Annotated in this window: 9 protein-coding genes and 1 pseudogene; 4 read left to right on the forward strand and 6 right to left on the reverse strand. The window is 38.3% G+C overall.

Features of this window, described 5'->3' with window-relative positions; genetic code table 11:
* Positions 1-477 precede the first annotated feature (477 nt).
* Positions 478-1,593 carry a GntR family transcriptional regulator gene (locus MUB24_RS16275; protein WP_244705927.1) on the forward strand — a complete coding sequence of 372 codons (1,116 nt, stop codon included), beginning with the start codon at positions 478-480 and terminating at the stop codon, positions 1,591-1,593.
* 338 nt (positions 1,594-1,931) lie between these two features.
* Here the strand turns inward: MUB24_RS16275 and MUB24_RS16280 are convergent, their stop codons facing one another.
* From MUB24_RS16280 to MUB24_RS16300, 5 genes and pseudogenes are all read right to left on the reverse strand, one after another.
* Positions 1,932-3,677: a glycoside hydrolase family 2 protein gene (locus MUB24_RS16280; RefSeq protein ID WP_244705929.1), complete on the reverse strand. Its 1,746-nt coding sequence runs from the start codon at positions 3,675-3,677 to the stop codon at positions 1,932-1,934.
* A 687-nt stretch (positions 3,678-4,364) separates the two neighbouring features.
* Positions 4,365-5,468, reverse strand: coding sequence for a DUF6805 domain-containing protein (locus tag MUB24_RS16285; protein ID WP_244705931.1), 1,104 nt, complete (start codon positions 5,466-5,468; stop codon positions 4,365-4,367).
* Positions 5,465-5,743: a beta-L-arabinofuranosidase domain-containing protein gene (locus tag MUB24_RS16290; protein ID WP_244705933.1), complete on the reverse strand. Its 279-nt coding sequence runs from the start codon at positions 5,741-5,743 to the stop codon at positions 5,465-5,467. Before MUB24_RS16290 ends, MUB24_RS16285 begins: the two co-directional genes overlap by 4 nt.
* Before the next feature lie 836 nt (positions 5,744-6,579).
* Entirely contained in the window at positions 6,580-7,848 is a 1,269-nt protein-coding gene (locus MUB24_RS16295; protein ID WP_244705994.1) for an ABC transporter substrate-binding protein, read from the reverse strand.
* A gap of 42 nt (positions 7,849-7,890) precedes the next feature.
* Positions 7,891-8,557: pseudogene (locus MUB24_RS16300) on the reverse strand (glycoside hydrolase family 43 protein); the annotation flags it as partial.
* Between the two features lie 220 nt (positions 8,558-8,777).
* Here MUB24_RS16300 and MUB24_RS16305 point away from each other — a divergent pair.
* The gene (locus MUB24_RS16305; RefSeq protein ID WP_244705935.1) at positions 8,778-9,704 is read left to right on the forward strand and encodes an RpnC/YadD family protein; all 927 of its coding nucleotides are present in this window, start codon (positions 8,778-8,780) and stop codon (positions 9,702-9,704) included.
* Positions 9,705-9,912: 208 nt separating this feature from the next.
* On the opposite strand, the gene csaA is transcribed toward MUB24_RS16305, so the two are convergent.
* On the reverse strand, positions 9,913-10,242 hold the full coding sequence (gene csaA / locus MUB24_RS16310) for a chaperone CsaA (RefSeq protein ID WP_244705996.1): 330 nt from the start codon (positions 10,240-10,242) through the stop codon (positions 9,913-9,915).
* Positions 10,243-10,640: 398 nt separating this feature from the next.
* On the opposite strand from csaA, the gene MUB24_RS16315 reads away from it, so the two are divergent.
* The gene (locus MUB24_RS16315; protein WP_244705937.1) at positions 10,641-11,531 is read left to right on the forward strand and encodes a proline dehydrogenase family protein; all 891 of its coding nucleotides are present in this window, start codon (positions 10,641-10,643) and stop codon (positions 11,529-11,531) included.
* An 11-nt stretch (positions 11,532-11,542) separates the two neighbouring features.
* Complete coding sequence (gene pruA / locus MUB24_RS16320) at positions 11,543-13,090, forward strand: L-glutamate gamma-semialdehyde dehydrogenase (protein ID WP_244705939.1); 1,548 nt, start codon at positions 11,543-11,545, stop codon at positions 13,088-13,090.
* Positions 13,091-13,114 lie beyond the last annotated feature (24 nt).

Here is a 13,114-nt window from a genome sequence, read left to right on the forward strand (position 1 = left end):
AACCCACTCAAGTTAGATTTACCTAGTAACTAAATTATAGCAAAGGGTGTGATAATAAGAAAGTAAAAATTAAGTTATCCACAATTTTAAAGTGAAAACAAGGAATTTGGTTCAATTTGATCCTAAAAATAGGAAACTCAATTGACGGAACATTCAAAAATGTTGATAAGGTATTTTCCTTAAAAAAGGGAACAAAATATAAATTTACTCCTCAGAGCTGTCAGATATTTTATTTGCTTTCCTTTTTTACTAATTTATGATACCTTAATTTTATGTATGTCAATGGAAAAAGAGTACAGTCTCATCTATCATCACCAGTAGGGAAGCTGATTCATCCACATGTTTTCCTTGGCAAATGATCAGTACAATTAGCACATTTATTTTGACTTTATTATATTGGTTTTCTTTTCTTGCTAAATAAATAAAAATTCAATATATGTTTTTACTGAATACGAACAACTTGAAGGCAGGGATTTTATGGCACAGCCCGCAAAATATATGATGGTCATTAATGAGATAAAAGATTGGATTCAAACGGGAAAAGTAAAACCGGGAGATAAAATATATTCTGAAAATGAACTTTCCAAAATGTTTCAAGTAAGTAGACATACGATTAGGCAAGCCATTGGCGAACTGGTTCATGAAGGATTACTTTACAGAGAACAAGGTGCAGGAACATTTTGTGCCGAGCAACCAAAGGAGCTTTCTTCTCCCCTTCCTAAACAAACTACATCAGGTAAGAATATTGGCATTATCACAACCTACATCTCCGATTATATTTTTCCTTCCATCATAAGGGGAATGGAATCTTATCTTACAGCAAAAGGCTATTCCTTATTTCTCTCCAGCACAAACAATGATGTGGAAAAGGAGAAACAATGTTTAGAGGCAATGTTGGAGCGCAAAGTCGATGGATTAATTATTGAACCAACGAAAAGCAGCGGGTATAACCCGAATATACCCTATTATTTGGAGCTGGAACAAAAAAATATTCCCTATTTAATGATTAACCAATACTATTCGCAATTAAATCCGCCTTATATCTTATTGGATGATGAAAAAGGCGGGATGCTTGCAACAGAACATTTAATTGAACTGGGTCATAATAAAATTATCGGCATTTTTAAAACAGATGACTTGCAAGGAATTTATCGGATGAAAGGCTTTATTAATGCCTTCCGGAATCACAAAATCCCGTTTCAAAATGATACGGTTATTTCCTATACAACCGAGGATCTGCCCGACGCTTTTCAAGAGAAAATCGAAAAACTAATTGCTGATCCAGAAAAGATTCCTACTGGAATGGTTTGCTATAATGATGAAATCGCGCTTACGATTATTCGTATTTTAAAGGAACATGGTTACCGTATTCCCGATGATATTTCCATTATTGGGTATGATAATTCTTCCCTTGCGGAGGCATCTGAGGTAAAGATCACATCGATTAACCACCCGAAAGCGCAATTAGGTCGGGATGCCGCTAAGTGGATTGTGAATGCCATTGAACAACCGGATACGTTTGAAAAAAGTAGTATTACGTATGAACCGGAGTTAATTATTCGGGAATCGACGAAGGCCGTAGATACGGAATGACAGGTTCTTAAGCGACAGATCGCCTTCAAATATAAGATTGATTTTTCTATTCCTTTATAATATTTGTTGGAATGGCTCATAACGTTCTAAGGGGATAGATTATTTCAATAATACGCGCTTCGCATTCCTTGAGGCGGGAGACTTCTTTCGGAGTATTGTTAAATTTGGCTATATAAAAACCGCACCTCCAATTTGTTAGTTTTGTCTAACATTTTGGGGTGCAGTTTAAAGCACGCGGATTTTGACAAACTCGACCTCCGTTTTACAGAAGGAAAGCCCCACCATACAGCTTCTTCATCTTCAGTACCAGTTCCGTTGGAATTTCGTCGTCCCCCTTCTTATTCAATCGCTGCTTTACAGGAATTGATGTTGCGTATGACTTCTGGATCAAACTTCGGATTCCGGTCATACGTATAAAGCCCGTTCACTTCTTGCTCGACATCGTATAACTGGGTGTAGCAAAAACCAAACATATTAGGGTTATCGAGAAGGACAGAAACTAAGCCCTCGTACCGACTTAAAAATTCCTCCTCGGATTTTGGTCGATCTCCATATCCCCAACCTTCCTCTTCCTTCTGGTTTGGATCCCACCAAATTCCACCAAATTCACTCACGAAATATGGTTGACCTCCATACTGCTGACGATCTGGAAACGTTGTAAAAACTTCTCCTCCTTTTTTCATTGGCTCGTATCTTGCCGCAAACGTTTCCGGATTTTGATCATAATCATGAACATCATAAATATCAGTGACCACATGGAAGTTTCCGCTCGTATCAATGACCGGACGAGTTGGATCAACTTGTTTTGTTACAGAATAAACGATTCGCAATACTTCATTATTTTGTTTCTTTCCATCCGAATCCCACGTTTCGTTAAAAGGACACCAACCAATTAAAGCAGGGTGATTAAAATCCCGCTCGACAACCTCCAGCCATTCAGGTAAAAAGCGCTCGAGTCCAGTTGCCGTCGTAATATCCAAGCCCCAATTCGCATGTTCTCCCCAAACGAGATACCCTAGCGTATCCGCCCAATAAAGGAATCGCGGTTCAAACACTTTTTCATGCAGCCTTGCCCCGTTAAAGCCCATCTCCATAGAGAGCTCGATATCTTTTCGAAGCGCCTCATCCGTTGGAGCAGTATAAATTCCATCTGGATAAAAACCTTGATCAAGGACAAGCCGTTGAAAAACGGATTGATCGTTAATTTTAAAAGTCATTCCGTCTAATTTAAGGCTGCGAAGTCCAAAATAACTTTCGACGACATCGAATTTTTTTCCATCTTTTAAAATACAAATTTCTAAATCATACAATTTTGGATTCCCTGGCTCCCATAAATAGCTCTCGGAAAGTTCGACTGTTGCTCTCGCTTTTTGCCCAGAAACGTTAGTTTGACTGTGGCCCATAGCTTTTCCTTTATACATTGCTGTAGCTTCTAGTACTAGTTGATTATCGTAATCTCCATTTAGCGCCGCTTCAATATGTACACAATGATTATCGGGATCTGGATAATATTTTACATCCGAAATATACGTTTTCGGCACACACTCTAACCAAACTGTCTGCCATATTCCTGTTGTTCTCGTATAATCGCAGCCATGTGAATAAAATAATCCACTCTGTTTCCCTCTTGGCTGCAGCCCGGACCTAACATCATCCTCCGCACAAACCGTCACAATATTTTCTCCATTAATAACGAACTTCGTAATATCAAATGAGAAAGAAGAATACCCACCGCGATGCGTGCCTACAGACTGTCCATTAATCCACACTTCTGTGTCATAATCAACAGCTCCGAAGTGAATCAAAATACGGTTTTCCTGCCAACCTTCAGGTACCGTGAACTTTCGTTTGTACCAAACAGCCGCCATAAAATCCGTATAACCAATTCCCGATAACTCACTTTCCGGGCAAAACGGTACTACAATATTTTTTGAAAAATGATATTCAGCATCGAACCAATTTCTTTGTTTCCCACTTTTCCCATGATCCATTTCAAATTCCCAATTCCCATTCAAATTCAACCAATCAGATCTCACCATTTGCGGTCGCGGATATTCTGGCCGTGGCATCGAAGTACTCTTCACTATGCAACTCTCCTTTTTTATTACAATTTTAGTTGTAGTATGCTAGTCTCATTCGCCTAATAAAGGATGTTCAAAAAGTCCGGTAAAAATGACACATCGAATTTCTTCGTTGGCTTGCTTTTCCGCTGCTCATGTATTTAAAAGCATACATTCCGCTGCTCAAAGCTGCGCCGCCTCGAACTTCTTGGTCCTTTTTATCCTCCTTTTTGAAAAACGCTATAATATAGCGTTTTCAATTCCGATATTATATTATTCACTGAAATGTTTCAAGTATGTTTGTGATTACTTTTTTAAAAGTCTATTAAATTGGCATAAAAGCCGCAGCTTAGTTCCTGTGGTAATAGGTCTCTATATATATTCTTGTAAATCTGGTTCCTCTTACAATTTGTCTGGGGCTACTACTTTTACAACCGAATAAACTTAAAAGTTCTAGAGATATTGACGATACCTTCTAATTCAAATTTACACCCCTACTGTTTCTATTCAACTACCGTCCAGTACTCCTCATATCTATTAATTGTAATCATTCATTTCTCTATAAAAGGACCCATTCCGCATTACTTGGAATGGATCCTTGAATCAACTTAAGATTTCATAATAATCCCTTGTTCGTAAAATGGACCAATCCTTTTAAAAAGTTGGATGGTCATGCCTATACGAAAATAAGAAGAGAAACTTAAGAATGAGCTAATGTCGGTTTACGATTCTTACTCCATACACTCCTCCAGCAATCTTTCCTTCGCTTGAAGAAAATTTTACTTCTACCTTTTCCTTATCTTTACTCAGGTCAAACGGAATGTTATATGTAAGATCGAACAATTCGTCAGACCGTTCTCCATCCAGCATTTGTTCCGCAATCTGAACACCATCTATAAAAATCGCAAACTCTCTTTCATAATTTTTGCCATCGAGCCAAATCTTACCATCACGGCCAAAATAAGAGACTTGTAAATACATTTGTTTCATTGGCTCAACAGCCATATCATATTGGAAAAAACCACCATCTCGACAATCTCGCCATCTTCTTTGAACAAGATTCAAATAACTCGAATGAGACTTGTTTGCTTTGAAACCATGCTCAATCTCAGGTTGTTGTTCACCAGGCTGGACAAAATCAACCGTCTTCTCTCTTAATTGTTCTTCTTGTATTTTTTCCTCATCTACGAAAGTTGTATACGCCTCTTCATCCATCATATTCCAATACAGGGTATAACGTTGATGATGAATTTCATAAAAAGGAAGCAAGATTACTTTGCTATTTCCGGGTTGGCCGATGGCATCTGTCTCAAATGTTAACGAATTTTCATCCACTCGTTTGATCCAATCATTGATTTGATCTTTCGAAGCCACCAGATTTGGGACATCGATCAACGGGTAATTATTTAATTTTAAATGATCCTCTAAAATATCTTGTTCAGGGAAATTTTCCGCACCTAGAGCACCGGCTAGTACGATAGGTCCATACAAAATCCCTACTTTATTTGGATCGTCCTTTGCCGTATAGGTGTGGAGGTTCATAGGAAGTTGAATTTCTACTCGATCTCCCACCTGCCAATTTCGCTTCAAAACAAGATATCCCTGTTTCCTCGAACCTTCAACTTTTTCCCCGTTTGCCGTTACCTCCACAGATCCGGCTACCCAATAAGGAAGACGAATATGTATTTGAGTGAGCGATGGATCTATTTGCTCAATATAAAGTGATACATTCTCGGAGTTTGGAAAATCTGTTTTCTGTTTGATTTTTACTTTTTTATCAGAGCTCTGCCATACAGATGGAATAAATAGATTCACATACAGATGCTCATTCTGACGAATTGAAGTTTTTCTAGTAATCTCTCGTCCTTTGTGGCATCATACATCGCCGCAGCCGCTGATAACCAATGACCAATGGAATGTCCCGCAATTTGCGTAGCTTCCCATCCACCATAACGAGGTTTCTTCGGTGTCTGATGAACCGCTTCATAGCATGGCGCAATCAGTCGATCCACATCCAGAAATAATAAATATTCTTTTCCTTTTTCTTGTGATTCTTTAAAAATTCCATCTAGTAAATGAACATTAGTCATTTGTATCCTCCTATTTGTAATAAGGTAAGAAAAATAGATTAAACATACTAGAAAATAGCGTTTTCTTTTCAAAATGATTAAAATGGACCGTACCACCCCGGTTCTTGTACGAACATCGACATCTATAGTCCTTAACCTCATAACGTTAGTTGTACTTATAAGGGTTGTTTTAATTATAGATAACTTACATGACTTTATCATTTTTTGAAATAATGGTATATTTTTCGTTCTCTTTTAGCAAATTTTTACATTCATACTCGAAAAGTAGATGAATTATCCATATATGTATGTACAACTTTTGTTAACCTTATCAAGCCAAAATGCCATTATCCCTTTTTTATTAATATAAAAGTTAAACATATAATTGGTTTACCCACATTGTAAGGAGGGCGAAATGAAAAAATCTGTTGTATTAGGATATTGAAACTAGCAGTTTTACTTTTTATCCGTGGGTATAGCGGTGATTAGTCAATATAAGAGGTCCGGAGAGCCACAATTTAAAAATCCCTCTGTTCATGATCCATCTATCATTCTAGTTGATGAAGTGAAGACAATTATGTTTTTGGTTCGCTATTCTGCATCAGCAAAAAAGACACCCTTACAATTGGCTATAAAGTTCCTACGGCCAAGCCCGTAGTGGACTATGCTCCCGCTCCCACAAGTTTAGCTCTCTCGTGCCGGTTTTAACCTAAAAAGGCTGTTGAGACTTTCTCAACAGCCTAAAGATGTTAAATGAGATGTTCATCATCTTTTTGACTAAACTTGTTACAATCCTTATTACCTACATCCATAAAATCTTAATTTGCTATCATATACGACTACCTCTTAAAATTTAATTAGTCTTCCGATAATATTTTATCAATTTCCTCGTCAGCTTTATCCATCAATTGCTTCGGATCATCACCAGCTAACAATTTCTCAATCATCGGGTTGATCACATCATTATTAATGGTTGGAATCTTGTGCGAACCTGGCATAAAAGGTTCAGCATATTCAATTTGCTTATATAACTCTGTTACAATTTCATTGTCTTTTACTTCTGGGTCATCTGCAACCGATTGTAAATAGGGTGGGAAGCCGTTTTCAATGCTCCACTTTTTCCCAACCTCAGTTGTATTCCAAAATTTAATAAATTCATAAATCGCAACTTTTTTGCTAGAGTCTGTGCTAGACGGGATGCCAAACCCTACCCCATCAAGAATGGCTTGTTCTTTTCCATTACTTCCTAACGGTACCGTTGTTACACCATAATTAATTTCGTTTTTCTTCAATCCATTGTTTAACCATGGACCATTAATTTCAATCGCAAGTTGGCCTGCATTCATTAGGTTATCTACCTCAGCACCAGAGATTGATTCAGGACCTACTTTTTGATCGTGAATCATGGTTTGAATCTTTTCTAATACTTCCAATGTTTCATCTGATGCAAAGGCAGACTTTGTTTCATCTCCATTAGCAAGATTTCCTCCATTATCTAAGATCCAGTTATAAAGGACTGGATTTCCCTCCTTGGGCAACGCAAACCCAGATACATTTTTGGAAGCATCCACTAATTTAGGGGCCATCTCCGTCAGTTCATCCCATGTTTTTGGTGGAACTTCCGGATCTAAACCAGCCGCCTCAAATAAATCTTTATTCCAGAATAAATACATCCCCTGAACTTGCATAGGAATAAAATATTGAGTGTCATCAATTTGACCTAATTGAACGGCTGTGTCACTAAAGTCAGCTTTGTCGACTCCATCAAAATCCCAAAAATCATCTAAGGGTTGTACAGCACCATTTTTTACATATTGAGCAAAGTCACCATAGTTTAATAAAGTAAAATCTGGTGCTGATTTTGCCGAAATAGCAGAGGGTAATTTTTCATTAAGATTTGCCCATGTCATAATATCCATTTTCACCGTAATGCCCTTGTCATTGCTTTTATTAAATTCATTTACAATTTCTTTTAGAATCTCTCCATCAGATGCTGTAAAACCATTCCACATGGTGAGTGTAACTTTCCCATTTTTTTCACCTTTAGAATTGTCTTTTCCCCCACAAGCAGCTAGGCCAAAAACTAGAATACTAATAAGAACTATGCTTAAAAGCTTTTTATGCATCTCCACTCTCTTCATCCCCTTTAAACTTTTTTAATCATTAACTCAATTATTTTTGAGTGGTTTTCCAAATTGCGGATAATTATTTTTATCATAATCAAACGCTTGAACACATGCATGACGACCAGCATCATGTAAAGCATCGTCTGCATCTTCATCATGTTGATGGTCACGGACATGGTACACTAAGAGATCTTGTGAACCATCTTCTGAAACTGTAAAGCTATTATGCCCTGGCCCATATTTCTGATTTTCTTCACAAGTTTGAAAAACAGGAGTTTTCGATTTCTCCCATGATTGCGGATCTAATAAATCACTATTTTCATCGGCTGTTAACACGCCCATACTATAATTTTCATCTGTGGCACTTGCTGAATAGGTGATAAAGATTTTATGATGCCTTTTCAACACTGCCGGTCCCTCATTCACAAGGAACCCAATCTTTTCCCATGGATATTCTGGTTTTGTTAATAAAATTTGTGATGTTTTCAATGTCCACGGATTTTCCATTTCAGCAATATATAGATTTGAATGACCTGGAATTTTCGGATCTTGCTGCGCCCAAACATAATAAAGCTTACCTTTATGTTCAAAAACTGTTGCATCAAGAGAAAACGATTCCCAGTCTGTTTTGACTTCCTCTTTCTTCCCATTCTCCTTCTAATGGATTTGCATGCTCATTTTCGAGTACATACATTCTGTGCTGATGTAGTGCGTATTCAAAAAACGACATTTTGCTTATAAAAAATCTTCACTCGAAATTCCGATTTATCTTTTATCTCACTCTCGGCAGAAGTTAACAACTAAACTAGTATCTTTTTACTATGAAATGTGCTAATCTACCTATAAGATATTTCTTTTTTAACTTCATACATTCATCTCAGAATCCCCACCATAGACATTTACATTCACAAAAAGGATGTGATAAGATAATGGTAAACATGACCTCTATTGTACTCGAAGAACCTGCCCCGTATTTGGACAACGATGGTCTGTGGAAAAAGGTGATCACAGATTTATTCGAACCATTCGTATTATTTTTTTCCCCTGATCTTTATGAAAAACTGGATTGGAGCAAGAAACCTGATTCACTGGAACAGGAATTTCATCGCGCGATTCCAAAGAAAAAAGGAACAAAGTATACCGATAAACTGATGAAGGTTCATCTTAAAAATGGAAAGGAACAATGGTTGCTTGTTCACGTTGAAGTTCAGGGATACAAAGACGAAGATTTTCCTGAACGGATGTTTCAGTACTTTTACCGTATTTTTGACAAGTACGACCGTAAGATTTATGCGATTGCCCTCCTCGCTGATCCTGATCACTCTTTCAAACCAACCATTTATAAATACCATTTTCATGGCACGGATTTAACGTACTCTTACAACACCTATAAATTATTGGAACAGGATGAGGAAGAACTATTGCAATCAGATAATCCATTTGCCCATGCTGTTTTAGCTGGTATCTATATGCTTAAGACCCGAAACAACGCTAGTAAGCGATATCAATTCAAGCGGCGTTTACTAGAATTTCTATTACAAGATCCGCGGAAAAACTCCCAAGAATATATTCAATCCCTGTTCCATTTTATCGACTATCTATTAGAAGTTCCGGAGGAGATGACAAGGGAGTTGCAAAAAGACATTGAACCAATGATTGAAAAGGAGGCGAGTTATATGGATAAAACGATGTACCCTGATCCACCAACGTTAAAACCTTTTATCGATAAGTGGAGGAAGGAAGGGAAAAAGGAAATAGCTGTGGCGATGCTTAAAAAAGGCTTTTCATCTAAAGAGATTATCGAATTGACAAGCCTCACCGAAAAAGAGTTAGATGAAATAAAGGGGCAGATGTAACATTTCTGATGAAATAGATAGCGTAGAAACAGGATTGTTCCAGTGTTGGAACAATCCTGTTTTGTTTGTAGTCTATGGAAAAAATGATGACAGGACTTGCGGGACTTTACTCACGATAATTGACATGCACCCGACCACGGCTATCAAGCCGTTGAAGCCGATTCAATATAACAAAATCCCCAGAGTATTTCACGTCATATCTATGCTACTACGAAACAGGGATACCGTTTTTCACCGGTTGGTCCGGTTTTAAAAGGACGACATCTCCTTCTTCGGGGATACCGCCGATAACTAGAACCTCAGATTGAAATCCTGCAATTCGTCTAACGGGCAAATTGACCACTGCGACCACTTGTTGACCAATTAGTTTTTCAGGATTATATCGGTGCGTAATTTGGGCGGAGGATTGTTTATGCCCCATTTCACCAAAATCAATGAACAGTTTTATTGCGGGTTTTCGTGCTTCTGGAAATGGCTCTGCTTTTATAACAGTACCAATTCGAATATCCAGCTTTGTAAAATCTTCAATGGTTGCCACAATCATTCTCCCCTTTTTTTCAGGATAGGTAGATGTAACATTCATAGCTTTCATCTGCTCCACTTTTATCAAAACTTTCGCTCAAGCAATGTTGATCCAGGAGCCTATTTTAAGATCTATGTAGATAAAAAATCATCCTTACACTTCTCGCCATTGAATAATTTATGAAATTAGTTTCCATCTTAACGAATAAACTTCATGAAATCAATTAAATTTCCGCGAAAATTTTAGCTACATCATTTTTTAACCGTTTTGATTGTCTGTTAGTCACAATGAAAGCGGTTAAAAATTGTCTCTAATCAATGATGCTAGATCAATAGCCGTTTTATACAATGAACTTACAATCGCCATAGAAAGAGGGTGAAAACATTTGGAAGCGATAACAAAGAATTTTTTTCATGTTTTTATCCAAAAGCAAATTTTTGAATGATTTTGCTAAAAAAAGAGGTGGTCATTTCGCAGCGGGAAAAATTATTAGTGGGACCGATTTTGAAAGCTCTATCCCAATCCTGCGCGAACTAAATCATCAAGGCTTATCAACAACTGTTGATTATTTAGGGGAATTTGTCGACTCCAAAGAAGTGGCAAATGTGAGAACCGACGAATGCATTAAAACGATCAAAATGATCCATCAAGAACGGCTTGACTCCCATATGTCTGTCAAAATGACATCATTAGGTCTTGACATTGACCGCCAACTTGTCATCGATAATATGACTAGAATCCTGGACACCGCCGAAAAGTACGGAATCATGGTCACGATTGACATGGAGGATAGCCCCCGTTGTCAAGCAACGATTGATCTGTTCAAACAATTTAAAGAAAAATACGACTGTGTTAGCACTGTGTTGCAAGCCTATTTATATCGAACGGAACAAGACTTACAAGCCTTAAGTGCCTACAAACCTTTTTTACGATTGGTCAAAGGGGCTTATAAGGAACCCGCGGAGGTCGCTTATCCAGAAAAAAAAGATGTGGATGATCATTATAAAAAATTAATTGAACAAAGCTTCCATTACGGATTATACACAGCGGTAGCCACCCATGATGACAACATCATTGAATATACAAAGGAACTAGCTGCAACATTAAACATCCCCCATGATCAATTTGAGTTTCAAATGTTATATGGGATGCGAAGTCAAACACAGTTAGAGCTTGTGGAGCAAGGGTATAAAATGAGAATTTATGTACCGTACGGACATGACTGGTATGGATATTTTATGAGGAGATTAGCAGAAAGACCCGCGAATATTGCATTTGCTTTTAAGGGCTTTATCAAAAAATAAAGGAGTTGGATTTGTTGATTACGTACAAACATGAACCATTTACAGACTTTTCGAAAGAGGAAAATAAACAAGCATTTCAGGATGGATTGGCTTTGGTCGACAGTTATCTTGGTCAGGATTATCCGTTAATCATTGGCGGAGAAAAAGTCACAACCACTGAAAAGATAATTTCCATTAATCCAGCCAATAAAAAAGAAGTGGTCGGGCGGGTATCAAAAGCGAATCAGGAACTGGCAGAACAAGCGATGAATAGCGCTTTAGAAGCCTTTGAATCGTGGAAAAAGACGAAACCTGAAGTCCGTGCAGATGTGCTTTTCAAGGCAGCGGCCATTATTAGACGTCGCAAGCATGAATTCTCTGCATTGCTGGTGAAGGAAGCAGGGAAACCATGGAATGAGGCAGATGCTGATACCGCTGAGGGAATTGATTTCATGGAATATTATGGTCGACAAATGCTGGAGCATAAAAATGGGAAGAAGGTTGAAAGCCGTCAAGGAGAATATAATCGTTATGACTATATCCCCCTTGGTGTCGGCATTGTCATTTCTCCATGGAATTTCGCCTTTGCGATTATGGCCGGAACAACAGTGGCTGCACTTGTGTCAGGGAATACTGTTCTATTAAAACCGGCTTCTACCACACCTGTTGTGGCCGCTAAATTCGTTGAAGTGATGGAAGAGGCAGGTTTGCCAAAAGGGGTACTCCATTATATCCCCGGGAGTGGGGCTGAAATTGGTGATTTCCTTGTCGATCACCCGAAAACCCGTTTTATTAGTTTTACAGGCTCAAGGGAAGTTGGAACAAGAATTTATGAACGTGCAGCAATCGTGAATAAAGGTCAGATTTGGCTAAAACGTGTGATTGCGGAAATGGGTGGGAAAGATACCATTGTTGTCGATAAGGAAGCAGATCTGGAACTTGCCGCTCAGTCGATTGTTCGTTCTGCCTTTGGGTTTTCCGGGCAAAAATGCTCCGCATGTTCCCGAGCTATCATCGTTGAAGAGGTATATGACCAGGTATTAAGTAGAGCTGTTGAATTGACAAAAGAGTTAACAATGGGAGATCCTGTGGAGCAAAATAATTTTATGGGGCCTGTGAACGATCAGCAGGCATTTGACAAAATTATGGAGTATATTGAAATAGGGAAAACCGAAGGTCAATTAATAATTGGCGGAGAAGGAGACGATACGGATGGTTACTTTATCCAGCCGACTATCTTCGCAGGGCTTGATCCTCATGCACGAATCATGCAGGAGGAAATTTTTGGACCTGTTGTCGCCTTTGCGAAAGCAAAAGATTTCCAAACAGCCCTTGAAATCGCGAATAACACAGAATATGGATTAACAGGGGCCGTGATTACAAACAATCGAATGCACTTAGAGCAGGCCCGTGAGGATTTTCATGTTGGGAATCTTTATTTTAACCGTGGCTGTACGGGCGCCATTGTGGGTTACCAGCCCTTCGGAGGCTTCAATATGTCAGGAACGGACTCCAAAGCGGGGGGACCGGATTACTTGCTCTTGCATATGCAAGCCAAAACGACGTCAGAAATGTTATAAGTCGTACACGGATAAATTTAATAA

Source organism: Lederbergia sp. NSJ-179, from assembly GCF_022867885.1.
In the GTDB taxonomy this organism is placed as follows: Bacteria; Bacillota; Bacilli; order Bacillales; family Bacillaceae_C; genus Lederbergia.